This window comes from Streptomyces sp. NPDC050287, assembly GCF_044459385.1.
In the GTDB taxonomy this organism is placed as follows: Bacteria; Actinomycetota; Actinomycetes; order Streptomycetales; family Streptomycetaceae; genus Streptomyces.
Genome location: NZ_JBITIY010000006.1, coordinates 650,787 through 674,985, shown reverse-complemented (window position 1 = coordinate 674,985; position 24,199 = coordinate 650,787). Strand labels below are relative to the sequence as shown.

Annotated in this window: 16 protein-coding genes and 1 other RNA gene; 11 read left to right on the top strand and 6 right to left on the bottom strand. The window is 70.8% G+C overall.

Going from position 1 to position 24,199, the window contains the following annotated elements; all coding sequences use genetic code 11:
• Nucleotides 1–177: 177 nt before the first annotated feature.
• The 4 genes from ACIBK3_RS24985 (at nt 178) to ACIBK3_RS24970 (ending at nt 5,553) form a co-directional block, all read left to right on the top strand.
• The gene (locus tag ACIBK3_RS24985; protein ID WP_399368842.1) at nt 178–1,902 is read left to right on the top strand and encodes a serine/threonine-protein kinase; all 1,725 of its coding nucleotides are present in this window, start codon (nt 178–180) and stop codon (nt 1,900–1,902) included.
• A 133-nt stretch (nt 1,903–2,035) separates the two neighbouring features.
• Complete coding sequence (locus tag ACIBK3_RS24980; RefSeq protein ID WP_399368840.1) at nt 2,036–3,268, top strand: serine/threonine-protein kinase; 1,233 nt, start codon at nt 2,036–2,038, stop codon at nt 3,266–3,268.
• Nucleotides 3,269–3,425: 157 nt separating this feature from the next.
• Nucleotides 3,426–4,532, top strand: coding sequence for a peptide chain release factor 2 (gene prfB / locus ACIBK3_RS24975; protein WP_399368839.1), 1,107 nt, complete (start codon nt 3,426–3,428; stop codon nt 4,530–4,532).
• A 322-nt stretch (nt 4,533–4,854) separates the two neighbouring features.
• Complete coding sequence (locus tag ACIBK3_RS24970; protein WP_399368837.1) at nt 4,855–5,553, top strand: hypothetical protein; 699 nt, start codon at nt 4,855–4,857, stop codon at nt 5,551–5,553.
• A 123-nt stretch (nt 5,554–5,676) separates the two neighbouring features.
• Here ACIBK3_RS24970 and ACIBK3_RS24965 read toward each other — a convergent pair whose 3' ends face one another.
• Nucleotides 5,677–5,871 (bottom strand): hypothetical protein, encoded by a 195-nt coding sequence (locus ACIBK3_RS24965; protein ID WP_030947337.1) that lies wholly within the window; start codon nt 5,869–5,871, stop codon nt 5,677–5,679.
• Between the two features lie 224 nt (nt 5,872–6,095).
• Here ACIBK3_RS24965 and ftsE point away from each other — a divergent pair, with 224 nt between their 5' ends.
• The 7 genes from ftsE to ACIBK3_RS24930 all read left to right on the top strand — a co-directional run bounded on the left by ftsE (nt 6,096) and on the right by ACIBK3_RS24930 (nt 15,761).
• Nucleotides 6,096–6,785, top strand: coding sequence for a cell division ATP-binding protein FtsE (gene ftsE, locus ACIBK3_RS24960; RefSeq protein WP_037862576.1), 690 nt, complete (start codon nt 6,096–6,098; stop codon nt 6,783–6,785).
• A gap of 29 nt (nt 6,786–6,814) precedes the next feature.
• Nucleotides 6,815–7,732 (top strand): permease-like cell division protein FtsX, encoded by a 918-nt coding sequence (gene ftsX, locus ACIBK3_RS24955; protein ID WP_399368835.1) that lies wholly within the window; start codon nt 6,815–6,817, stop codon nt 7,730–7,732.
• Between the two features lie 67 nt (nt 7,733–7,799).
• Nucleotides 7,800–8,972 carry a S41 family peptidase gene (locus ACIBK3_RS24950; RefSeq protein WP_399368833.1) on the top strand — a complete coding sequence of 391 codons (1,173 nt, stop codon included), beginning with the start codon at nt 7,800–7,802 and terminating at the stop codon, nt 8,970–8,972.
• Nucleotides 8,973–9,025: 53 nt separating this feature from the next.
• Nucleotides 9,026–9,568: an SsrA-binding protein SmpB gene (gene smpB / locus ACIBK3_RS24945; RefSeq protein ID WP_399368831.1), complete on the top strand. Its 543-nt coding sequence runs from the start codon at nt 9,026–9,028 to the stop codon at nt 9,566–9,568.
• A 110-nt stretch (nt 9,569–9,678) separates the two neighbouring features.
• Nucleotides 9,679–10,082, top strand: a transfer-messenger RNA (tmRNA) gene (gene ssrA / locus ACIBK3_RS24940).
• Between the two features lie 493 nt (nt 10,083–10,575).
• Nucleotides 10,576–15,024, top strand: coding sequence for an RICIN domain-containing protein (locus ACIBK3_RS24935; RefSeq protein WP_399368829.1), 4,449 nt, complete (start codon nt 10,576–10,578; stop codon nt 15,022–15,024).
• On the top strand, nt 15,021–15,761 hold the full coding sequence (locus tag ACIBK3_RS24930) for a hypothetical protein (protein WP_399368827.1): 741 nt from the start codon (nt 15,021–15,023) through the stop codon (nt 15,759–15,761). The genes ACIBK3_RS24935 and ACIBK3_RS24930 overlap by 4 nt, the downstream gene beginning before the upstream one ends.
• Nucleotides 15,762–16,050: 289 nt before the next feature.
• Here ACIBK3_RS24930 and ACIBK3_RS24925 read toward each other — a convergent pair whose 3' ends face one another.
• The 5 genes from ACIBK3_RS24925 to yicI form a co-directional block, all read right to left on the bottom strand.
• Complete coding sequence (locus ACIBK3_RS24925) at nt 16,051–16,506, bottom strand: DUF4913 domain-containing protein (RefSeq protein ID WP_399368825.1); 456 nt, start codon at nt 16,504–16,506, stop codon at nt 16,051–16,053.
• The gene (locus tag ACIBK3_RS24920) at nt 16,503–20,492 is read right to left on the bottom strand and encodes a tetratricopeptide repeat protein (RefSeq protein ID WP_399368823.1); all 3,990 of its coding nucleotides are present in this window, start codon (nt 20,490–20,492) and stop codon (nt 16,503–16,505) included. The genes ACIBK3_RS24925 and ACIBK3_RS24920 overlap by 4 nt, the downstream gene beginning before the upstream one ends.
• Before the next feature lie 15 nt (nt 20,493–20,507).
• Nucleotides 20,508–20,816 carry a trypco2 family protein gene (locus ACIBK3_RS24915; RefSeq protein ID WP_399368821.1) on the bottom strand — a complete coding sequence of 103 codons (309 nt, stop codon included), beginning with the start codon at nt 20,814–20,816 and terminating at the stop codon, nt 20,508–20,510.
• Between the two features lie 120 nt (nt 20,817–20,936).
• Nucleotides 20,937–21,950: a LacI family DNA-binding transcriptional regulator gene (locus ACIBK3_RS24910; RefSeq protein ID WP_399368819.1), complete on the bottom strand. Its 1,014-nt coding sequence runs from the start codon at nt 21,948–21,950 to the stop codon at nt 20,937–20,939.
• Nucleotides 21,950–24,196: an alpha-xylosidase gene (yicI, locus tag ACIBK3_RS24905; RefSeq protein ID WP_399368817.1), complete on the bottom strand. Its 2,247-nt coding sequence runs from the start codon at nt 24,194–24,196 to the stop codon at nt 21,950–21,952. Before yicI ends, ACIBK3_RS24910 begins: the two co-directional genes overlap by 1 nt.
• Between the last annotated feature and the right edge of the window lie 3 nt (nt 24,197–24,199).

Genomic DNA, 24,199 nt, shown 5'->3' with positions numbered 1-24,199 from the left:
GCAACCAGCCGACCGAGCCGAGCGTCTTCCCTCCGAACAAGTGCGGCGAGCGGTACGTAAGAGGCGCGGAGGGGGCACGGAAAGACGACAAGCTGCCGTCCAGCCGGGCGGCACTACAGTAGGTCGGGACACAGGCAAGCAGCTCGGGACACAGGCAAGCAGCAGGGAGCGCATGACGTGCGGCCGGTAGGCAGCAAGTACCTCCTCGAAGAGCCGCTGGGACGCGGTGCCACGGGGACCGTCTGGCGAGCCCGCCAGCGTGAGGCCGCCGGTGCCGAGGCGGCCGTGCAGGGCCAGCCGGGGGAGACCGTCGCGATCAAGGTCCTCAAGGAGGAGCTCGCGAGCGACCCCGACATCGTGATGCGGTTCCTGCGGGAGCGCTCCGTCCTGCTCCGTCTGACCCACCCGAACATCGTGCGGGTGCGCGACCTGGTGGTCGAGGGAGATCTGCTCGCCCTGGTCATGGACCTCGTCGACGGCCCCGACCTGCACCGCTATCTGCGCGAGAACGGCCCCTTCAGCCCCGTCGGCGCCGCCCTGCTGACCGCGCAGATCGCCGACGCGCTCGCCGCCAGCCACGCGGACGGCGTGGTCCACCGCGATCTGAAGCCGGCCAACGTCCTGCTTCGGCAGTACGGCGACGAGATGCACCCGATGCTGACCGACTTCGGCATCGCCCGACTGGCGGACTCACCCGGGCTGACCCGCACCCACGAGTTCGTCGGCACGCCCGCGTACGTCGCGCCGGAGTCCGCCGAGGGCCGCCCGCAGACCTCCGCCGTCGACGTCTACGGCGCCGGCATCCTGCTGTACGAGCTGGTCACCGGCCGACCGCCGTTCTCCGGCGGCTCGGCCCTCGAAGTCCTGCACCAGCACCTGAGCGCCGAGCCGCGCCGGCCCTCCACGATCCCCGACCCGCTGTGGACGGTCATCGAGCGCTGTCTGCGCAAGAACCCGGACGAACGGCCCAGCGCCGAGAACCTCGCCCGCGGCCTGCGCACCGTCGCCGAGGGCATCGGCGTGCACGCGAACTCCGCGCAGATCGCCGCGGCCGAGGGCGTCGGCGCGCTGCTGGCGCCCGACCCGGCCCCGGCGGCCGTCCCGGGGGCGCCCGGCGCCGCCGACCCGACCCAGGTGCTGCCGCACGGGGCGGGCGCCTACGACCCGAACGCCGCGACCAGCGTCATGCCGCACACCGGCCACCCGGTGGGCGCCGCCGACCCCACCGCCGTCCTCCCGAACCGGGGCGCGGCGGACCCGACCGCCGTCATGCCGCCGGTGCCGCCCGGCGGGCCGGGACAGCAGGCAGGGCAGTACGGGGCGCCCGGGGGCCCGGGTGGGCCGGAGGAGCCCCATCCCTGGCAGAACCAGCTGCGAGCCGCCCGCGACCGCAACGAGCAGACGCAGGTCCAGTACCTCGACCCGAACGAGGACCCGCTGCGCCGCCGCCCCCATCGGCAGGTCGCCCGGCCGCAGCAACAGCCCCCGCAGCAGCCGAGGCAGCAGCGGCCGCAGCAGGCCGGCTACGGCCAGCCGCAGCAGGGCGGCGGTTATGGGCGGCCGCAGCAGTACGCCCCTCCGCAGCAGCAGCCCCGGCAGCAGCCGCAACCCCAGCGGTACGCGCCGCCGCCGGAGCGGCAGGAGCCGCGGCGGGCCCCGCGCGAGCCCCGGCAGCGCAGCGCCAACCCGATGAAGATCCCGGGCCTCGGCTGCCTCAAGGGCTGCCTGTTCACGATCATCATCCTGTTCGTCGCGGGCTGGCTGATCTGGGAGCTGAGCCCGCTGCAGGACTGGATCGGCACGGGCCGGAGCTACTGGCAGGAGCTCAGCCACTGGTACCACCAGGTCACCGGGTTCATCGGGGACCTCGGCGGTGGTTCTTCCCCGTCCGGGAAGTCATGATCCCGAATGATCTCGCTCGCGGGAGCGGGCTTGGTGATTTGTCGACACCTGGCGGGTGATTTCCGTCTCCGCGGTGAAGGTTGGCTCTTCCGGCGCGTAGTTTTAGCGACAACACGCGTCCGTAGGAGCAGCCTTGGCACGGAAGATCGGCAGCCGGTACACCGCCCACCAGATCCTGGGACGGGGCAGCGCCGGCACGGTGTGGCTGGGTGAGGGACCCGACGGGCCTGTCGCCATCAAGCTGCTGCGCGAGGACCTCGCGTCCGACCAGGAGCTCGTCGGACGTTTCGTGCAGGAGCGCACCGCGCTGCTCGGCCTGGAGCATCCGAACGTGGTCTCCGTACGGGACCTGGTGGTCGACGGCAACGACCTCGCACTGGTGATGGACCTGGTCCGGGGCACGGACCTGCGCACCCGGCTCGACCGGGAGAAGCGGCTCGCGCCCGAGGCGGCGGTCGCCATCGTCGCGGACGTGGCGGACGGACTGGCCGCCGCCCACGCGGCCGGGGTCGTGCACCGGGACGTCAAACCGGAGAACGTGCTGCTGGACATGCAGGGCCCGCTGGGCCCCGGCGGGTCGCACCCGGCGCTGCTCACCGACTTCGGTGTGGCCAAACTCATCGACTCCCCCCGGCGGACCCGCGCGACGAAGATCATCGGTACGCCGGACTACCTGGCGCCGGAGATCGTGGAGGGCCTGCCGCCGCGCGCCTCGGTGGACATCTACGCCCTCGCGACCGTCCTGTACGAGCTGCTGGCGGGCTTCACCCCGTTCGGCGGGGGCCACCCGGGCGCGGTCCTGCGCCGCCACGTCACCGAGACGGTCGTCCCGCTGCCCGGTATCCCGGACGAGCTGTGGCAGCTGATGGTGCAGTGCCTGGCCAAGGCGCCGGCCTCCCGGCTGCGGGCCTCCGAGCTGGGCGCGCGGCTGCGGGAGCTGCTGCCGATGCTGGCCGGTATGCCTCCCCTGGACGTGGACGAGCCCGACACCGAGCCCGAGGAGGAGCCGCGCGAGGCCACGCCCGAGGAGCCGGTGTCGGCCCGGGTACGACGGGGCGCGGTGCCGCTGGTACCGGGCGCGAAGCCGGCCGACTCGAACCGGGACACGCATACGTCGATGAGGGTGCCGGCGCCGGACGAGCTGGCCGGGGGTGCGCGGGGCACGGCCCGGGCACCGCGGGCGGCGGGCGCGCCGCGACCGGGTTCCGCACGGCACCGGGCGGTGACCCGGAGGCGACGGCTGGTGCTGGGAGGGGCGGCTGTCGCCCTGGCGGCCGCGGTCGGCGTGGGTACGTGGCTGGCCACCTCGGGCGACGACGCGGGCACGCCCCAGGACAGTCACCATTCGGCCCCGGCGTCTCCCTGAGGCACCAGGGGGCTCCGCCACCTGGACCCCCGGCCCGTGCGCACCACCCGAATCGGCCGGACGGAGACCGGACGAAGAAGTGCCCCGGCACCCGCCCGCGCCGGGCGACCCGTGCCGCCCGGCCGAGGTCGCTTGCGGCAGACGTTAGGCTGGAGGCGTGGCAGTCGTCGATGTATCCGAAGAGCTCAAGTCCCTCTCCTCGACCATGGAGTCGATCGAGGCCGTTCTGGACCTCGACAAGCTGAGGGCAGACATCGCCGTGCTCGAGGAGCAGGCGGCCGCGCCGTCCCTGTGGGACGACCCGGACGAGGCGCAGAAGATCACCAGCAAGCTCTCGCACCTGCAGGCCGAGGTCCGCAAGGCGGAAGCCCTCCGCGGGCGGATCGACGACCTGAGTGTCCTCTTCGAGATGGCCGAGGAGGAGGACGACCCGGACACCCGTGCCGAGGCCGAGACCGAGCTCGTCGCCGTCAAGAAGGCGCTGGACGAGATGGAGGTACGCACCCTCCTGTCCGGCGAGTACGACTCCCGCGAGGCCGTCGTCACCATCCGGGCCGAGGCCGGCGGCGTCGACGCCTCCGACTTCACGGAGAAGCTCCAGCGCATGTATCTGCGCTGGGCCGAGCGGCACGGCTACAAGACGGAGCTGTACGAGACCTCGTACGCCGAAGAGGCCGGCATCAAGTCGACCACGTTCGCCGTGCACGTGCCGTACGCCTACGGCACGCTCTCCGTCGAGCAGGGCACCCACCGCCTGGTGCGCATCTCGCCGTTCGACAACCAGGGGCGCCGCCAGACGTCGTTCGCCGGAGTCGAGATCCTGCCCGTCGTCGAGCAGACCGACCACATCGAGATCGACGAGTCCGAGCTGCGCGTGGACGTGTACCGGTCCTCCGGGCCCGGCGGCCAGGGCGTGAACACCACCGACTCCGCGGTGCGGCTCACCCACCTGCCCACCGGCATCGTCGTCTCCTGCCAGAACGAGCGGTCGCAGATCCAGAACAAGGCCTCCGCGATGAACGTCCTCCAGGCCAAGCTGCTCGAGCGGCGCCGCCAGGAGGAGCAGGCCAAGATGGACGCGCTCAAGGGCGACGGCGGCAACTCCTGGGGCAACCAGATGCGTTCGTACGTCCTGCACCCGTACCAGATGGTGAAGGACCTGCGCACCGACTTCGAAGTCGGCAACCCGGAGGCCGTGTTCAACGGCGAGATCGACGGGTTCATCGAGGCCGGGATTCGCTGGCGCAAGCAGCAGGAGAAGTAACGGGAGAGCGCGTACAGCGCTTTGTCGACAAGGCAACTGCCGTCCACCGGAGGGCAGTTGCCTTCTGCGTGCCCGCTTGCATGCCTGATGTCTGGCTTTTACATCACACTCACAGGTTTCAATCTCCGGCAATGATCCCGTACTTGGACATCGCGCGCGGAACGGCCTTGACGTTGCTTTGAAAAATGGGAATGGTGAGGCGCGGCATGCGTATCTCTGGGGCGCATGTGAACCGGGGGGCCTGAGTGCAGCTACCTCCCCCGTCGATCACGGCCCCCGAGCGCCGCCTCATTGACGATGAGCTACTGGGGGTAGCAACCACATGACGAAGAAGACGCGGATCCGGATCGCGCGCATTGCCGCCGGTGCCGTGATCGCGGCTGGTGCCTCGCTGACCGCTGCCGGAGCCGCTTCCGCGCTGGAGATCGGCGTGAACGTGGACGACAGCGGTATCGGCGTGAACGTCGACACGGGGCTCGGTGACGAGCCGACCGACCCGGGTATCCCGACCGAGCCCAACGAGCCGACCGACCCGGGCATCCCGACCGACCCGGGCATCCCCACCGACCCGGGCATCCCCACGGACCCGGGCATCCCGACCGACCCGGGCATCCCGACCACGGACCCGACCGACCCGACTGAGCCCACCGAGCCCACCGAGGACCCGACCACCCCGGGTAACGGGAACGGAAACGGCAACGGGAACGGCCACGGAAACGGCCAGGGGAACGGAAACGGTCACGGCAACGGCGCCGGCGGCGGCAACAACGCCGACCCCGACGGCGGTTCCGGCGCCTCCGCGCAGGAGGAGGGCACCTCGGCCCTCACCGAGACCGGCACGGACACCTCGACCCCGAACAACACCTCGGCCCAGGCCCAGGGCAACGGTCAGCAGCTCGCCGAGACCGGTGCCGCGCAGACCACCTTCCTGGTGCTCGGTGCCGCCACGATGATCGCCGGTGGCGTCGGCTTCCGCGTCCTGCCGCGCCTCATGGCCGGCCGGGGCGGCGCGGCCGCCTGACGGTAGCCGTCCGCGTACCCACCGTACGCAGGCCATACGACGAGGGGCCCGGAGCGTCATGCTCCGGGCCCTTCTGCGAGTTTTTGAACCGTGCCTACGCGGTCCGACCTGCGCGGTGCGGGCCTACGCGGTCTGGTGCGCGAGCAGCGCCACCGCCGCGATCAGCACCGCCAGCAGGGCGATCAGTGTCATGGGGTTCAGGCCCGCGAAGGGGTTGTTCTCCTGCTGCAGCCGCTCGCGGTTCGCGCGGCACACGGGGCACCGGCCCTCGCTCACGGGCGCGGCGCAGTTCGCGCACACCAGCCGGTCGTACGTCATGCGCTCGCCCTCCTTGCACCGGTTCCATGTACACAACGCTTGCGGGGCCGCGAACGTTCCCCTCCACTCTGCCAGGTTCCCTGGAGTTCAGCGCGGGGTTCCCGTGGGACCAGGACAGGCACAAAACGCACAACTGTTACGCAACCCGACCGGCGCCTGCGCGTGCCTACCCGGTTCGCGTATGGTCACGCACATCTACGTCCCCGGCGACCCGTGGTGCATCCGTGATCCGATTCGACAACGTATCCAAGGTCTACCCCAAGCAGACCCGCCCCGCACTCAGGGATGTCTCCCTGGAAGTGGAGAAGGGCGAATTCGTGTTCCTCGTGGGATCCTCCGGCTCCGGAAAGTCCACCTTCCTGCGGTTGATCCTCCGCGAGGAGCGGTGCAGCCACGGTCAGGTGCACGTTCTGGGGAAGGATCTCGCGCGCCTGTCCAACTGGAAGGTGCCGCAGATGCGGCGCCAGCTGGGGACGGTGTTCCAGGACTTCCGGCTCCTGCCGAACAAGACGGTCGCGGAGAACGTCGCCTTCGCGCAGGAGGTCATCGGCAAGTCGAAAGGCGAGATCCGCAAGTCCGTGCCGCAGGTGCTCGACCTCGTCGGGCTCGGCGGCAAGGAGGACCGCAGGCCCGGTGAGCTGTCCGGTGGTGAACAGCAGCGCGTGGCGATCGCGCGCGCCTTCGTCAACCGGCCCAAGCTGCTCATCGCGGACGAGCCGACCGGAAACCTCGACCCGCAGACCTCGGTCGGCATCATGAAGCTCCTCGACCGGATCAACCGGACCGGCACCACCGTCGTGATGGCCACGCACGACCAGAACATCGTGGACCAGATGCGCAAGCGCGTCATCGAGCTGGAGAAGGGCCGTCTCGTCCGCGACCAGGCACGCGGCGTCTACGGCTACCAGCACTGACGATCCACGGAAAGGCTTGACCACACGCCATGCGCGCCCAGTTCGTTCTGTCGGAGATCGGTGTGGGTCTCCGCCGCAACCTGACGATGACCTTCGCCGTCATCGTCTCCGTCGCCCTGTCGCTCGCCCTGTTCGGCGGGTCGCTCCTGATGAGCGACCAGGTCAACACGATGAAGGGCTACTGGTACGACAAGGTCAACGTCTCGATCTTCCTCTGCAACAAGAGCGACGCCGAGTCGGACCCGCACTGCGCCAAGGGCGCGGTCACCGACGAGCAGAAGCAGGAGATCAAGTCCGACCTCGGCAAGATGTCGGTCATCGAGAAGGTGACCTACGAGTCGCAGGACCAGGCGTACAAGCACTACAAGGAGCAGTTCGGCGACTCCCCGCTGGCCGCCTCCCTCACGCCGGACCAGATGCAGGAGTCGTACCGGATCAAACTGAAGGACCCGGAGAAGTACCAGGTCATCGCCACTGCCTTCGACGGGCGGGACGGGGTGCAGTCGGTGCAGGACCAGAAGGGGATCCTGGACAACCTCTTCGGGCTGCTCAACGGCATGAACTGGGCGGCGCGGGCGGTGATGGCGCTGATGCTGGTGGTGGCGCTCATGCTGATCGTCAACACGGTGCGCGTCTCCGCGTTCAGCCGGCGGCGTGAGACCGGCATCATGCGCCTGGTCGGTGCCTCGGGCTTCTACATCCAGGCGCCGTTCATCATGGAGGCCGCGGTCGCCGGGCTGATCGGCGGCACGGTCGCGTGCGGGTTCCTGGTGGTCGCCCGGTACTTCCTCATCGACCACGGCCTCGCCCTGTCCCAGAAGCTCAACCTGATCAACTTCATCGGCTGGGACGCCGTCCTGACGAAGCTGCCGCTCATCCTGGCGACGAGTCTGCTGATGCCCGCGTTGGCCGCGTTCTTCGCGCTGCGCAAGTACCTGAAGGTGTGACGCACGCCAAGAGGGCCGTACGGTCAACGGACCGTACGGCCCTTCGCCTTGTCCTAGACTCACCGGCATGTCCGGCCCAGACCTGTTGTGCCAGCCCCGCCGCATCCGTCGCGGGGCCGCCCTGACATTGGTCTTCGCGAGCGTGCTCATCGCCGGAGCCGCGACCGGCACCTTCCCTCAGGCCGGCGACCGCGCCCGGAAACCCGCCTCGGATCCGACCCTGTCGGCCGCCTCCGTGAGCCGTCACGAGGACGTTGCGAAGGCCGCCGAGAAGGCCATGGCGAACGGCACGTCCCCCATGGAGGCCGCCGAACGCGCGGTCAGCCGCAGCGGGGACCGCTGGGGCGCCGTCTACTCCGAGGGTGAGTACCAGGAGTTCCAGGAGGCCCTCGACGGCCAGTACACCGGCGTCGGCCTGTGGGCTCGGCGCGAGCGGGACGGCCGGGTCGAAGTGACCAAGGTGGCCTCCGGGTCGCCCGCCGCCGACGCCGGGATCCGGCGGGGCGACCGGCTGCGCAGCGTCGACGGGAGGAAGGTCGACGGGCGGCCCGTCACCGAGGTGGTCTCCGCACTGCGCGGCGACGCCACCGGCGCGGCCGCCGGTACGACCGTCCGCCTCGGTCTGGAACGCGGCCCGCGCGCGTGGAGCCTCACGCTGCGCCGGGCCCTCCTGTCCACCGACGACGTGACCGTGCGCACCCTCGCCGACGGCGTCACCGTCATCAGGGTCGCCGCCTTCACCAAGGGCGTCGGTGACACCGTGCGCACCGCCGTACGACAGGCCCCGGCCGGCACCGGGATCATCCTCGACCTGCGCGGCAACTCCGGCGGACTGGTCACCGAGGCCGTCACCACCGCCTCCGCCTTCCTCGACGGCGGCCTGGTCGCCACGTACGACGTCGACGGCGACCAGCGCGCCCTGCACGCCGAGGCCGGAGGCGACACCACCAGACCCCTGGTCACGCTCGTCGACGGCGGCACGATGAGCGCGGCCGAGCTGCTCACCGGGGCCCTGCAGGACCGCGGCCGCGCTGTCGTCGTCGGCTCCCGCACCTTCGGCAAGGGCTCCGTCCAGATGCCGAGCCGGCTGCCCGACGGCTCCGTCGCCGAGCTCACCGTCGGTCACTACCGCACCCCCGCCGGCCGCGGCGTCGACGGCCACGGCATCACGCCCGACCTGGAGGCGGACCAGCAGGTGCTGGAGCGGGCCGAGACCGTGCTCAGCGGCCTGGGCCGGTAGCCGTTAATCGGTTTCCCGCAGACCCCCCGCGTAGTGCGAAAATGGGCGGCACTATGAGCAAGGGAATGTACGTACCGAAGGAATCGCAGCCCAAGCAGGGCTCGGGCCCCGCGAAGGCCAAGGACGGCAAGCGCAAGCTCGTCGCCCAGAACAAGAAGGCCCGGCACGACTACGCGATCATCGACACCTTCGAGGCAGGGCTGGTGCTCACCGGCACCGAGGTCAAGTCGCTGCGCCAGGGACGCGCCTCGCTGGCCGACGGTTTCGTCCAGATCGACGGGAACGAGGCGTGGCTGCACAACGCGCACATCCCCGAGTACAGCCAGGGCACCTGGACCAACCACACCGTGCGCCGCAAGCGCAAGCTGCTCCTGCACCGCGAGGAGATCGACAAGCTGGAGTCCAAGGTCCAGGAGACGGGTCACACGATCGTCCCTCTCGCCCTGTACTTCAAGGACGGCCGGGCCAAGGCCGAGATCGCCCTCGCGCGAGGCAAGAAGGAGTACGACAAGCGCCAGACCCTGCGGGAGAAGCAGGACCGGCGGGAGTCGGACCGTGCGATCGCGGCGGCGAAGCGCAAGGAGCGGGGCGCGTAGTCCGGAGGCCGGCCGGCCCCCGGGAATGCGCTGGCATCAACCTGCGTTGGTCACGTACGATGGGATCAACACCGGCCCAGGTCGGTGTGCGCATATTGAAAAATCAACATGGGGATGATCGGTTTCGACAGCGGCTGTCGAAGCAGGGGAAGCGTGTCGAGGAAGCGGCCATGATCTCGTAAACCACAGGCCGAAAAAAATAATCGCCACTATCAAGAGCGATTCTCCCAAGGCGACGCAGTTCGCCCTCGCTGCCTGATCTAGGTAACGAGGCGACTGCCCCTTACTAGGGGAGTGTCAGCCCGGGCTCGTTCCCGACCCGGATCCTGGCATCAGCTAGGGAACTAAACCTCGATCCCGGTCACGGGGTGAAGAGGGAAATCAAACAGTGACTGAGCCCGTCGGCGACTTGTTCGCGTGATCGCCGGGGCTGAGAAAATCACAGCGAACTGCACACGGAGAAGCCCTGATTCCGCACCGTTGGACGCGGGTTCGATTCCCGCCATCTCCACTCGCCCGCACCTGTGCGGGTACCCCATGTGGGCACAGGCCCCGTCGCTTCGAGCGGCGGGGCCTTTGTCATGCGCGGATGTCATGTGTGGATGCGGAAGACCGGGTGGTCCGTGGTTCCCGTGGGCTGCTCGTTCAGACGGGGCGTCACATCCTGGGTGACCGGTGGCCCGCCGGCCTGGCCCGTCGCGGTCGTCTTCAGTACGTTTCCGAAACGTTTGCGAATACTCCCTTCACACGTGCCACACAGGTTAGTTACCGTTCGGTCGCGCCTTGGGCGGAGCTGACCACTCCACCGCCGCGCACGTCAACCAGCGACCGGGGGGACACCGTCGCTACGGGGAGGGGAACTCAGTCCTGCCGCGATCTCCGAGGCAGTCGAGCCGCACCGAGTCCTGACCGCCTCGCGGCGCCTCCACCTCTGCGTACGAGCACCCCCCCCGTTGCCCTCATCACGAAAACGGGATCTTCTTTTGCGTTCCAGACCAGGGCCGTTCATGCCCCCTGCGCGAAAATCGGGATACTTCGCGCGACTTGTACCGTCGGTTCTCGCGCTCGCCGTGCTCGCCACCGTCTCCGGACAGCCGGCCGCGGTCGACGACCGGACCCTCAACGCCAGCCCGGTGGCCGACAGTTACGACGGCTTCGACGCCGAAGCCGCCGAGCAGCTACGGCAGGACCAGTGTCTGATGGCCGATGTGCTGCGGCTGGGCGGCCGGACCATGTTCGGCGTCGCGCAGGACGGGTTGAACCAGACGCCGGAGAAGCTGCGCACGACGGCGAACCGGTTCTACTGGGAGGACACGCCGCTCAGCAAGGCGTTCGAGCAGGACAGGGACCTCCTCAGCAAGGAAGCTGATCTGCGTAATCAGCACCACCTCGCCTGGCAGGAGCCGCTGACGGGACTGTCCACTCCCGGTGGGTTCAAGAGCGTCGCCGACTTCGAGTGGCCGCCGGGGACCAGCGGGGACGACGGTGAGGACTTCTTCAGCCGGACGGGTCTGCCGCAGTGGTCCGGAGCCCAGTGGTGGAGAGCCGAGGGTGACTTCTACGAGGACCCGACACCGAAGGCCGACGACGCCACGGTCAAGGCCGTCAAGGACCTCGGCACTCCGCTCTACGGCAACGACCCGGATCCGACGCTTCCCACTCCGCAGTGGGAGAAGGCGTACGAAGAGAACCGGGCCTGGGAGAACCTGGTCAACTCATACCCGGGGCCCCCGAGCGCGGACGACGCTCGTATGTTCCTCACCTTCGGCGGCTTCCCCCAGACCGCTCCCGTGCCGGGGAGCGTCGAGAACCGCATCACCGTCGAGGACCTGAAAGCCCGGTTCGCCTCCTGCGCTTGGCGCGGGCCCGTCGACCCGAACGAGGTGCTCGGCAAGCAGGTCGCCGACGCGTCCGCCGAATGGCAGCAGGAGATCGCCTCCCAGGCCACCCAGCGCAACCAGATACTCAATGCCAACGCCGGTGCCACCAAGGCCCTCACCACCGGTGCCACGGCGCTGGGCGAGATGCTCGGCCAGTCCTGGATCGCCGACCATCTGACCCGCTGGCAGGACTGGTGGTCGGCCGGCGGCCGCGGCTGGATCGGCGACAGCCCGATGGTCATCCACGCGCACGGCGCCGCCGACAAGTGCCTTGAAGTCGGCGGAGGCAAGAAGGACAACGGGACCCCGGTGCAGATCTACACCTGCAACGGCGGCGCGGGGCAGAAGTGGCAGATCAGCGGCGACGCGCTGGTGAACGTCAACTCCGGCAAGTGCCTGGACATCAAGGGCTCCGGCGCCGCGAACGGTACGGCGCTGCAGATCCTGACCTGCAACAGCAAGAGCGCCGCCCAGAAGTGGCAGTACAACACCCACGCCACCACGCGTCTGTACAACCCGGGCACCGCCAACTGCCTCGACCTCGCGACGTACGAGAACAGCCGTGACGCGCGGATGTGGGACTGCAAGGGCACCGACCCGCAGAAGTTCGACTTCACGCCCTCCGGCCACCAGGGCGCCGACAGACTGGGCTACCCGGACAAGGCCGAGTTCGACAAGGCCAAGAAGGGCATCGCCGACGCCCAGGCCACCGCGAAGAAGCAACTCGACCTGCTCAAGGCCCAGGCCACCGCCGCGAAGACGGTCGCAACGACCACGGACACCGCCACGCAGGCCGCGTACGCGATCGCCGACAAGGCCGGCGCTCCCCGGGGCCGCGGTCTGCTGGTCGGTCAGCAGAAGGCGCAGGTCACCAAGGCCGCGTCGGCCGCGCTGGAGGCGCTGTCCAAGGCCGGTGACACCGCGTACGCCGCGACCCGCGCCGCCGCGGGCGACAGCGCGACCATCGCCGCCCGCGCGGTGACGCAGGCCTCGCAGTCGAAGGCGGCGTTCCGTACCGCTGCCGCGAACGAGGCCCGGGCGCAGGCGAAGGCCGCCGCTGACGCGGCCGCCGTACAGGCGCGGACCGCGAAGGCCGCCCGCGACCTCGCGAAGACCAAGCTCGCCGAGACGCAGAAGGCCGAGGCCGACGCGAAGGCCGCAGCCGCCACCGCGCACGCCAAACGGCTCGCGGCTCAGGCCGAGGAGGCCACGGCGAAGGCCGAGAAGGAGACCGCCGCAGCCAAGCAGGCCGAGGCCGCCCAGCACAAGGACAACGCCCAGGGCTACGCGAAGACCGCCACCGAGGCCAAGGGCCGCGCGGAGACCGCCGAGTCCACCGCCCGGACCAAGCGCCAGGACGCCGAGGCCGCCCGGGACCGGGCCAAGGGCAAGCGGGACGACGCGTGGGACGCCGAGAGCAAGGCGAACGCGGCCCGTGCCAAGGCCGACGCCAAGGACGCCTACGCCGACGCCCACGACTCGGCCGACGACGCGGCTCAGTCGCGCGCGGCCGCGGATGACGCCGACAAGGCCGCCGGCGACGCGGAGGCGGCGGCGAGTTCGGCCCGCTCCGAGGCGGACGCGGCGACGAGGGCCGCGGCCGACGCGGACGCGGCGGCGACGCGCGCGGAGGCAGCCGCCGAGCGGGCCCGTTCCGACGCGGACGCCGCCCAGGCCGCCAAGCTGAAGGCGGACGCGGCCGTGCGCACCGCGACCAGCGCGGCGGCGGACGCCATCAAGGCCTCCCAGGCCTCGGCCGCCGCGGCCCGCACCGCGGTCGAGCTCGCCGCCGACGCCGAGAAGAACGCCGCCGACGCGAAGAAGCAGGCGGACGCGTCCAAGGCCGAGGCCGCCAAGGCGGTCGCGGGAGCGGCGGACGCCGCCGGTCACGCGTACATCACCGCCCAGGCGGGGGAGGACGCCGGCAACGCGGCGCAGCAGGTCGCCGCTCCGGCGAACGACGCGATCCAGCTCGGCTCGCCGTACGTCACCACCGACTCGGCGGCCGGACTGGTCGTCCTGACGGGGCAGTCGTCGAAGACGATCGCCGAACAGCAGAAGGCCGTCGCCGAGGCGCACGCCGCCAACGCTCAGAAGAACGCCGCGCAGGCGCAGAGCCTCGCGGACGCGGCGACCGGTGACGCGAAGGCCGCGTACATGCTGGCCGCGGAAGCCGCGGGTTTCGCGGCCGACGCCCGCAAGTCGGCGAAGGAGGCGCTGGGTTACGCCGCCGAGGCCGCACAGTACGCGGCCGACGCGCAGAAGTCGCTGGCCCGCGCCATCGAGTACGACAGCCAGGCCACCGCGGACGCCGACGCCGCCGACAAGGCCGCAGGCCGTGCCGAGGGCTACGCGGCGGACGCCCGTTCCTCCGCCGAGCAGGCCGCCCTGGACGCCGACGCCGCCCGCACCGCGGCCGCGGAGGCCGAACAGGCGGCGACGGACGCCCGCGCGGCGGCCACCCGCGCCGACGCCGAGGCCACCGCGGCCGAGGAGGCGGCGAAGGACGCCCAGAAGTACGCGGACTCCGCGCAGCAGGCCGCGGACGAAGCCGAGCGGAAGGAAGCGAACCAGCAGGTCGCCTCGGGTGCCGGAACCGGCATCGACCACACCTGGTACGTCATCGACAAGGTCACCGAGTCGGGACCGGCCAAGCAGCTCAACGCGTGCGACTACGTGCCGCAGGGATGCACGGTGACGTACGAACTGCAGGTCGATGTCACGGTCAGTTACTACTACTGCGCCAACCCCGACGTCCCCGCGACCGAGTCCGGCTGCCCGAAGCCGGACACGGTCTTCCTCACCACGGAGACGTTCAAGGACCAGAAGAACAACTGGACCCACCACTTCAGCTTCGGGGACATCACTCGGCTCGGCTGGCAGAACCTCTTCGGGGACAAGGCCGGCGCGATCCTGTACGAGCTCGTGCTGGGTGACGCCGCCCGCTGTTACCACGGCGAGGGGTCCAGTTGCGCCTGGGCCGCCGCGATGGTCGTACCGGGCAGGGTCTTCGAGAAGATCGCCGAGGGCATCAAGCTCGCCACACGGGTCGACGAGGCCGTCAAGACCGGTGAGAACGCCGCGCAGGTACTCGCCGACCTGAAGAAGATCTACGGGGAGAAGGGCGCCCTCGAGGTCGGGGACGCCACCAGCGCGGCGGGCATGGGGCTGCGGATCGCCAAAGCCGTGGCGGAACGGGCCAAGATCGCCCGTGGCTCCCTCGACCCCAAGCTGCTGGCCAAGCTCCAGGACGCCGGCGTGAAGTTCAACAAGGCGGACACGCTCTGGGTCGCCGAATACGCCAAGCCCGGCGTGCCCCTCGCCTGGCTCGAGAAGGGCAACGTCAACGCGGGCCTGATCCACATCGTCTTCCGGCACGCCGGGGAGTTCGCGACCGCGGGCATCCGGGTGGAGGACATCCCCGCCCTCGTGAAGAAGACCCTGACGGAGGGCACCCGGGTCGGCACGCAGGGGGCCGGAAGGCCGGTCTACGAGGTCACTTTCAACGGCAGGACCCAGCGGCTGGCCGTTAGCGTGGGCGACAACGGATACGTGATCGGAGCCAACCCGGTATGACCTTCGAAGAGCCGCGCCACCTGCTCGTGCAGGACCGGGGCGAGCCGTCCCCCCTGTACGAGGCGGAGGATGCCTGGTCCGAGGACCTCGGCGCCTTCACCCGTAACGTGCCGCTGGACGATGACCGGCTGGTCCTCCCGGCCGATCTGGCGCACGCGCTGCGCTCCTGGGCGCTGTCCCGCCCGACGGCGGGTTCCACCTCCCGTCCGGACCTGCGCAGGCACGTCGGGCAGGGTCTGGTTCTCGCCCAGCGCCTGGCCCGGCATCTGGGGCCGTCCTGGGTGGTGCGCTACTGGGACGAGCGGCATCGGACGGCGAAGTGGGTGTGCTGGGGCTGTGACCGCCTCCACTGGGAGCGCGACAGCCACGGCACACCACCCCACCCGGTCGACATCACGGTGGAAGGTGAGTACCGCTTCGGTCCGCTGCGCTCGGAGGGATTCGGGGACTTCTTCCCGGATGACCCGGCCGCCGCGCTGGCCCTGTCCGACGGCCTCGTCGCCGATCTGTACACGTGGGCGAAGACCATCGACACCACGCTGAACCTGGACCTGCGCGACCGCGAGGACGGCAAGTACGACGCCGAGTGGGAGCGGCTGTTCCACGAAGGGGAGGAGTTGGCGAAACGGGTCGCGCACGAGCTGGGCCCGTCCCGCAAGGTGGTCTACAAGGGCCTGGCCCACGGTGGTCTGGCAGCGCTGACGTCCGTCACCTGGCAAGGGGACCGGCAGATCTAGACGCGAGCCGCTTCGGCCACGGCTCGCGGCACTGCTACCAAGGGCGCCCCTCCCGCGCACAGCGCGACGGAGGGGCGCCCGCTCTCCCGCCCTCACCGCCTGGCGACCGCGCACCGTCAAGGCCATGCTCCGCCTGCGCCGTGCCGACCGGGCGACGTCCGCAACGGTCTGACGCGCGCCGGCGTGCGCGACCTTGTACGGTGCGGGTCCCGGCCGGCGACGAGCCCTCCCGCCCAGCAGCCGACTCCCGCCGCCTCTCGGATCGGGCTTCGCCCCGCTCGAAGACGGCTCAGTCGAGGGCGAACGGGTCGTTCACGCCCAGTTGCCCGCGCTGGTCCGTGAACAGCCCGTCCGGTGGGGTGTGGACCGGCAGTGGCTCCATGCTCTGGTGGCCGTCCACGCAGTTGCCGAACGGCCCGGTGACCGGGTCCATCAAGGCACGAAGATGTGGGTCCGCGTGGTAGAGCCACCAGTTCGACATGCCCATGGCAGGGTCGAGGCGCAGGTGTTCCCAGGCCCGCCAGACCGAGTCCAGCCGGGACAGCGCCGCGGCATGCCGGTACCACTCCGAGCACCAGACCCGCCCGGAGCCAGGAGCGGGACAGGGAACGAAGTAGATGAGCCGCTCGGTGACGAATTCATTGACGTTCCCGTAGAAGAGCTCTGCCGGGCGGGCGGCCTCCTCCTCGTCGCGCCGGATGTCGTCGAGCGACTCGCCCTGCTCTTCTTCACGCGGTGCTGTCATGGACGTCGTGCTCCTCTGCTCACTTGTGCCTCGACGGCCTCGTCGTGGCGGCCGATGCTGTCCAGAACCCTGGTGAGCAGGGTGAGGGCCGCTCTCAGGTTGGCCTGGGCCTGGGCCTGGTGCGGGTCCTGATCCACCAGGTCCCGGCAGATGCGGGTGGCCGTCCGGGCCGGTTCCACGGCCCGGACGGCCCGGCGGAAGTCGTGCCGGCCGCACAGGCTCAACGCGCGGGCCAGCCGATGGAGGAGGAAGGCGTTCTCCTCCGGTGACCGGCCGGGACGATCGGTCAGCGCCCGGCAGGACCGCTCGGCATCGAGTACGGTGCGCCAGGCCGCGACGGCGTGCCCCGCCATCGCCTGCGCCTCGGCCAGCTGCAGCAGGGCGTAACAGTGGGGCTCCTGGCCGTCAGGGTCCGCGGCGAGCAGTTCGCGGCGAAGCCGTACCGAGTGTTCCGCGACCGGGAGGCAGTCGCGGAAGCGGCTCGTCTGCAGGAACACTCCTGCCAGTTCCGTGCAGGTGTCGGCCAGGCCCGCCTTGTGCCGCGGATCCCCGGCAGCCAGCTCCACACGCAGCTCATACGCCTCGCGAAGTACGGGAACCGCCCGGTGGGCCGTCACCGAGGTTCTCGCGTAGCTGGTGCCGAGGTCGTGCAGGCAGATGGCCAGCCACTCGCGCCCCTCCTCGCTGTCGCGGGACATGCGACGGTGGTGAGGCAGGGCCTGGCGCAGCAGGATGCGCTCCGCGACCGGACGGCCGTGCTTCCAGTACAGGTAGGAGCCGTCGTGGAGGCTGGTCGTGTACCCCTCCGCGTAGAGGCTCGGGGCGTACTCGCTGAGGCGTCGCCGGATGGCGAGGGCCTGGCGCAGGGGAGCCGCCGCCTCTGCCGGGCGGCCGAGTGCGTCGTAGGCGCGGGCGAGATCCAGAGCGGTTCCGGACTGAGCGTTCAGGTTGCTCGCGTTGAGCGGCAGTGGGGCGCGCGCGTAGATCTCGAGGGCTTCTTCGAAGCCCGCCGCCGCTGCCGCGTCGTCGCCGGTGCGCTCATGGAAGCCGGCGAGCACGCTGACCGAATGGGCCAGGCCGGGCACCGCGATGCCGTGCGGGTCGCGTGCCAGGGCCCTGCGGTGCTCGATGGCCTCCCGGACGGACTCCCGCGCCGCCGCGTCGTCCCCTTCCTGGGAGTGGCCCAGGGCGAGGTTGTGCAGTGTCTGCGCCAGGGTGGAGCGGTGGACCGCGGGAAGTTCCCCGGCCAGCGGGCGCAGCAGTTCGATCGCTTCCCGTTCCAGCGCCATCGCATCGCCGCGGGGCCGCGAGGCGGCGCTGTAGTCGACGGCGAGACCCATCAACGCGCGCGCGAGATCGGCGGTGTACGCGTCGGGGTTCTCCTCCGCCAGCCGGCGAGAGGCCTTGACCGCCTCCTCGCCCAGTGCCAGCGCCTCCGGATGCCGCTTGAGCCGCCAGAGGTTCGTGCCGCGCTCCGTCAGCGCCCTGACCAGCAGCAGCGGGTCCAGTTCGGGGTGCCGTAAGACCAGTGCCCGGGCGCGCCGGACGGCTTCCTCGGTGTGATCGTCGGACCGGGTGATCTGGTCGAAGGCGATCGCGCTCGGGTCGAGCTGCCAGACCGCCTGGGACTGGTTGACGAGTGCCCGCACCAGTCCGCGCTCGCGCTTCTCCCCCTCCTCGCCGTCCTCCTCCGCCAGCGCGCGGAAGAGGCTCAATGCCTGATCGCCGGCGTCGTACGCCTCCATCAGACGCCCGGTCATGCGGCAGGCGTCCGACAGCACCAGCAGCGAGTCGGCCCACTCCGTGCGGAGCGTCAGCGCTCCGTCGCGCGCCAGGTCCTCGCGGAGCGCCGCGGCCGCGGCGGCGGCCTGACGGGCGTCCTCCCAGTCGCCCACCGCCTGGTGCCGCTCGGCCAGGTTGTGCAGCGCCCAGGCCCGGTCGCGCCGTGCCTGCGGGGCGTCTCCCGTGGCATGGCACAGCCGGCTCAGTTCGCGGGCGACATCGAGCGCGTGGTCGCGCAGCACGTGGGACTGCTCCGGCAGTGCGTCCGAGTGCGCGCGCAGCACGGCAGCGGTCAGCGGTGCGTGGCCGGGGACGGAGCGCAGCGCCTCGCGCAGCAGGTCGATGACGGTGTGCGCCATGGCCGCACGGCCCTGGTTGGCGTGCGCCACGGCAGACCGGGCCAGCACGGTGAGGGTCTGCACCCGCTGGTGGTCCGGGGCCCGGCCGAACAGTCTCCCGAGCAGCCCCCGGTCGGCGACGATCTGCTGCGAGGCGTGGTACTCCGCCAGCCGGTCCGGCTCCAGGCCGCCCCAGTAGCGGCCCTCGGGCGGCGGATACAGGTCGCGCAGCCAGGCGGTGATGTCCGTGATGTTTCCCGGCAGTTCACCGGGCAGCAGCCGTTCGATGGTCGCCCGGGCCTCGTGTTCGTCCTGCGCGGGACACAGCACGGCCGCCGCCACCGCCGGTTCGAGGAGCTTGTTTCCCCGCGGCCCCATGCCCCAGCCGTCGGAGGTCTCCTGCCAGTACGTCCGCTCGTGGTCCAGGAGTTCGTCCTCCAGCGTCCTTACGTCCCGCTGGGGTGGCCGGACCCGGCGCAGCAGCGCGGCCAGCGCCTCCATCTGCACCGTCAGTGCCGTCTGCGCCCCAGGTACCGCCGCGGGGCGGGCGGCCGTCAGGGCGTCGGCGAGAGCGGGCCAGTCGACGTCCGTCCCGTCGGTCATGTCCGCCAGGTGGCGGGAGATGTCCCGCACCGCCGTCCGGAACGCGTCCTCCCGGTCGGCCGCGCCGGGGCTGAGCGCGTGCAGCCGGGTCTCGGGCAGGGCACCGGTCGCCCGGGTCTGCCAGGAGCCGAGCGAGCGGGCGAGCAGCAGCAGGCGCACCGGATGCCGGGCCTCGCGGGTCTGCTTCCGCAGTTCTTTGACCAACTCGGGCCGGGTCTCGGCGTAGTCGATGACCAGCAGCAACGGATACTGCACCGCGCGCAGGGCGTGCAGGTCGCGGGGCTCGTGGGACAGCTGCCCGACCACCCAGCCCTGGTCCCGCATCCGCGCCATCAGCTGCCGCGCCAGCCGGGTCTTGCCCTGCCCGCCCGGAGCGGTGAGCACCCGGACGGCGAGGGGACCGTACGGATCCGTCCGGCACCACTCCTCCAGGTCGGCGAGTGTGTCCTGCCTGCCGTGGAACGAGACGACCTCGGCGTCGGCCCGGAGCAGCGCGATGGGGGACAGCAGGTCCCGTCTGGGCGGCGCGGGCTCCAGCAGGCCGGTGAACTCGGCCGCTTCGAGCTGCGGGTCGACGCCGGTCGCCGCGCGGACGACCGCCCGGAAGTCGGCACAGGCCAGCAGGTCGTCGCTGCGGGTGTACGTCAGCCGGGTGCCCTGACGCGGCCGGCGGTCCGCTCGTACCAGGCCCAGCAGCAGCTTCTCGCCGAGCAGGAAGACGGCCGCGCCCGACATCCCGGACCAGGCGGTGGTCCTCGCGGCGGTCTCGGCGTCGAGCCCCGAGACGTCGGCCTCCAACAGCCCGATGTCGTCGAGGATCTCGAAGGTCGCGCCACCGTGCGGCCTGACCCGGCCGGCCAGCGCCGTCTGGTTCCGCCGGCCCGTGGTTCGCTCCTGCCGGGGGAACCCGGTGGCGGTGGCCCGCAGTTCGGTGCCGCCCGTCACGCACCGGCCCCAGCGTTGAGGGTGGCGGTACGGGGCGCCGCGCAGGGTTGGCGGCGTCGGCCAGTCCCGGGCAGCCACGGGAATCTCCAACAGGGCGGCGTCCACGGCCTCGTCGTACCGTCGCCACCGCACCTCGGCCGGGAACCGTGCGGTGGAGTCCGGGAGGGACACCGTGATGTCGCCGTGTTCGTCCGGTGGCAGCAGATGCGCGGCGGTCAGGACGAGCCGGGGCGCGATCAGGTAGCCACTGCCGAAGGTCGTACCCAAGGCAGGGCCGACGGCGGTGCTGCGGACCTGGACGACCTGCTCCTGCTCCATGAGCCTGTCCCCGGACTACTCGACGTCGCCCACGGCCACGTCTCCGCCACCGCGCCGCTCCGGGTTCAGCCGTAGGGTCACGCGCTGGGTCGATCGTCTCGAGCGTTCGCCTCGGGCGTCCGCCTCCACGACGCCGAACCGCAGCGTTCCGCCGCCGTTCTTCGCCCGGACCAGCTCGATCTCGAACTCCGCCGTGATCTCACCCAGCACGAAGCGCAACGAGGAGTCCTGACCGCGGCGCTGGGCCTCCGACAACTGGGACCGCAGTACCTCGATGGCGTCAGCCAGGTCCAGCCAGTCATCGTCACGGTCATCGCGTGCCATGCCCACCCCCGTCACCGCGTTCATCATCCGTGACTCATGCTAGCGATCCTCTGCCGGGATTCCCCTGTCGAAGGCAGGCACGTCCAGGGGAGTTGGGCGGCACAGCATGTGAAGGATCGTTCACGCGATCGTCCGCCGCGCCGTACTCGCCCGTTCCGTCAGCCGCGGCGACAGCAGGGTCGCCTCCGGTACGTCCGTGTCGCCGCCCAGCTTCCGCATCAGGAGCTCCACCGCCCGCGTGCCCACCTCCGCCGACGGCAGGGTGACCGAGGTGACGGGTACGCGGGCGGATTCGGCGAGTTCGTCGGGGCAGATGGCGGTGACGGAGAGGTCGCCGGGGACGCGCAGGCCGAGTTTCTCGAAGGCGTCGATCAGCGGCTCCAGCAAGGGTTCGTTGTGGACCACCACGCCCGTCAACGCGGGCTGCTCGCGCAGGAGTTGCTCGGCGACCCGGCGGGCGGACCCCGGGCCCGCCTCGCAGGGGTGGACCGAGGAGGCGAGTCCGTGGCGGTCGGCGGCGGCGGTGAAGCCCTGGACCACGCGCTGGGCGAACGCGGTCTGGCGGACGTAGACCTCGGGCGGTGAGCCGACGAGTGCGACCACCCGGTGTCCGAGTCCCGCCAGATGTTCCACGCACGCCTCGCCCGCCGCCTTGAAGTCGAGGTCGACGCAGGTCAGGCCCTCGGAGGAGGCCGGGAAGCCGATCATCACCGACGGGCGTTCCAGCGCGCGCAACAACGGCAGCCGGGGATCGTGGAGTTGGACGTCCATCAGGATCAACGCGTCCACCAACGCCGTGTCAGCCACCCTGCGCAGGCCTTCCTCGCCCTCCTCCTGGGTGAGGAGCAGGACGTCATGGTCGTAGCCGCGGGCTGTCGTCACGACCGACACCGCGAACCGCATGACCACCGGGACGTGGATACCGGCCCTCAACGGCACCACCAGCGCCAGTACGTTCGACTTGCTGCTGGCCAGCGCGCGGGCGCCCGCGTGCGGACGGTAACCCAGTTCGCGGATGGCCTCCTCCACCCGGCGCCGGGTCTCCTCGGAGATGGGGCGCTTGCCGCTGAGGGCGTAGGAGACCGTGCTGGGGGAGACTCCGGCATGCCGCGCCACGTCCGTGATCTTCACCATCAGGAGCACTCCACGGTCAGGAACCCGGTCCCGGCCTGTGCCCGCACCTCGCGCTCACCGGTGGCCAGCCCCCAGGGCGCCGAGGGCTCACTGCAGGAAGCCCGCAGCAGATCGCCCTCGCGTACGACGGTGAAGGTCACGTCCCCGATCCGCACGGCCACCTGCTGCCCCCGCTCCAGACCGTACGCCCGCAGGGTGACCCCGTCGGCGTGGTCGTAGTCGGGCCGGTCGTCCACCGCGCCCACCGGGATGACGGCGCCGGGGCGCACGAGGAGCGGCACGCTCGAGAAGCCGTGGTTCTCGCGCACCCAGCGCGGTCCCGTCACCGTCTTCCCGGTCACGAAGTGGGTCCAGGTGCCCTCGGGGACGTAGTACGAGACGTCGCCGTCGTCGCTGAACACCGGCGCGACCAGCAGGTCCGGGCCGAGCATGTACTGCCGTTCCAGGTGCGCGCACCCGGGGTCGTCCGGGAACTCCAGGACCATCGCCCGCATCACCGGCACGCCCTCGGTGTGGGCGGTGCGCGCGGCCTCGTACAGATAGGGCATGAGCCGCAGCTTCAGCCGGGTGAAGTGCCGCAGCACGTCCACCGACTCCTCGTCGAACAGCCACGGCACCCGGTAGGAGGAACTGCCGTGCAGGCGGCTGTGGGAGGAGAGGAGTCCGAAGGCCACCCAGCGTTTGAAGAGCGCCGGTGTCGGGGTGCCTTCGAAGCCGCCGATGTCGTGGCTCCAGAAGCCGAAGCCGGACAGCCCGAGGGAGAGGCCTCCGCGCAGGGACTCGGCCATCGACTCGTACGTCGCCTCGCAGTCGCCGCCCCAGTGGACGGGGAACTTCTGGCTCCCGGTGGTCGCCGACCGGGCGAAGACGACGGCCTCCTCCTCGCCGCGGTGCTTGCGCAGGACGTCGAAGACCGTGCGGTTGTAGAGGTACGTGTAGTAGTTGTGCATCCGCTCCGGATCGGAGCCGTCGGACCAGGCCACGTCGAGGGGTACGCGCTCGCCGAAGTCGGTCTTGAAGCAGTCGACGCCCTGGGCGAGCAGCGCCTCCAGCTTCGAGGCGTACCAGTCGCGGGCCGCCGCGCTGGTGAAGTCGACCAGCGCCATGCCGGGCTGCCACAGGTCCCACTGCCACACGCTGCCGTCCGGCCGCTTCAGCAGGTGCCCCAGTGCCTTGCCCTCCGCGAACAGCGGGGAGCGCTGGGCGATGTACGGGTTGATCCACGCGGACACCCGCAGGCCCCTCGCGTGCAGCCGCGCCAGCATCCCCTCCGGGTCCGGGAACACCCGCGGATCCCACTCGAAGTCGCACCAGTTGAACTCGCGCATCCAGAAACAGTCGAAGTGGAAGACGGACAGCGGCAGTTCGCGCTCGCGCATGCCCTCGATGAAGGAGGTGACGGTCTCCTCGTCGTACGACGTGGTGAACGAGGTCGACAGCCACAGGCCGAAGGACCAGGACGGCGGGAGGGCGGGGCGGCCGGTGAGGGCGGTGTACTTGCGCAGGATGTCCTTCGGGGTCGGGCCGTAGATCACGTAGTACGTCAACTGCTGGGTCTCGGCGCTGAACTGCACCCGCGAGACGACCTCCGAGCCCACCTCGAAGGCCACCTTGCCCGGATGGTCGACGAAGACGCCGTAGCCCGCGTCCGTCAGATAGAAGGGCACGTTCTTGTACGCCTGCTCGGTCGCCGTGCCGCCGTCGGCGTTCCAGATGTCGACGACCTGGCCGTTCTTCACCAGCGGGCCGAAGCGTTCCCCGAGGCCGTAGACCGAGGTCCCCACACCGAGGTTGAGCTGTTCGCGCAGGTAGTGCCCCGAGGCGTCCCGCATGATGCCCATGCCCTTGGTGGAGCTGGAGGTGAGGGTGCGGCCGTGGGCGAGGAAGTCGACGTGCCAGGAGCCGGTGCGGGCCACCCGGACCGACAGCGCGCCGGAGGTCAGGGTCGCGTGCTCGTCGTCGTACGCCACCTGCGGCGGGACCTCTTCCCGCCCCACCTCGAACTCCGGTCCGCGTGCCTGCTCACCGTCGAAGTGGGTGAAGGTGACGCCGATGACGTCCGGCATCGGAGCATGGGCGCTGATCGTCACGACCGGTCCCTTCAGCAGGTCGCCGCGGTGGCGGATGGGCTGGGTGGGCGCGTGGATCTCCAGCGTGCCGTCCTGCGCGGTGACGTCGAGCACCTCGACCGGATAGGCCGCGGTGACGCCCTCACGCAGCAGCCAGTAGCCGTCGGTGAACTTCATGTG

What these genes read in the sequence shown, in the direction of transcription:
- ACIBK3_RS24970 (WP_399368837.1), top strand. Translation starts at nt 4,855, where the DNA reads ATGACGAAGAAGACGCGGATCCGGATCGCGCGCATTGCCGCCGGTGCC.
- ACIBK3_RS24965 (WP_030947337.1), bottom strand. Translation starts at nt 5,871, where the DNA reads ATGACGTACGACCGGCTGGTGTGCGCGAACTGCGCCGCGCCCGTGAGC.
- ftsX (WP_399368835.1), top strand. Translation starts at nt 6,815, where the DNA reads ATGCGCGCCCAGTTCGTTCTGTCGGAGATCGGTGTGGGTCTCCGCCGC.
- ACIBK3_RS24950 (WP_399368833.1), top strand. Translation starts at nt 7,800, where the DNA reads ATGTCCGGCCCAGACCTGTTGTGCCAGCCCCGCCGCATCCGTCGCGGG.
- smpB (WP_399368831.1), top strand. Translation starts at nt 9,026, where the DNA reads ATGAGCAAGGGAATGTACGTACCGAAGGAATCGCAGCCCAAGCAGGGC.
- ACIBK3_RS24935 (WP_399368829.1), top strand. Translation starts at nt 10,576, where the DNA reads ATGCCCCCTGCGCGAAAATCGGGATACTTCGCGCGACTTGTACCGTCG.
- ACIBK3_RS24930 (WP_399368827.1), top strand. Translation starts at nt 15,021, where the DNA reads ATGACCTTCGAAGAGCCGCGCCACCTGCTCGTGCAGGACCGGGGCGAG.
- ACIBK3_RS24925 (WP_399368825.1), bottom strand. Translation starts at nt 16,506, where the DNA reads ATGACAGCACCGCGTGAAGAAGAGCAGGGCGAGTCGCTCGACGACATC.
- ACIBK3_RS24920 (WP_399368823.1), bottom strand. Translation starts at nt 20,492, where the DNA reads ATGGAGCAGGAGCAGGTCGTCCAGGTCCGCAGCACCGCCGTCGGCCCT.
- ACIBK3_RS24915 (WP_399368821.1), bottom strand. Translation starts at nt 20,816, where the DNA reads ATGGCACGCGATGACCGTGACGATGACTGGCTGGACCTGGCTGACGCC.
- ACIBK3_RS24910 (WP_399368819.1), bottom strand. Translation starts at nt 21,950, where the DNA reads ATGGTGAAGATCACGGACGTGGCGCGGCATGCCGGAGTCTCCCCCAGC.
- yicI (WP_399368817.1), bottom strand. Translation starts at nt 24,196, where the DNA reads ATGAAGTTCACCGACGGCTACTGGCTGCTGCGTGAGGGCGTCACCGCG.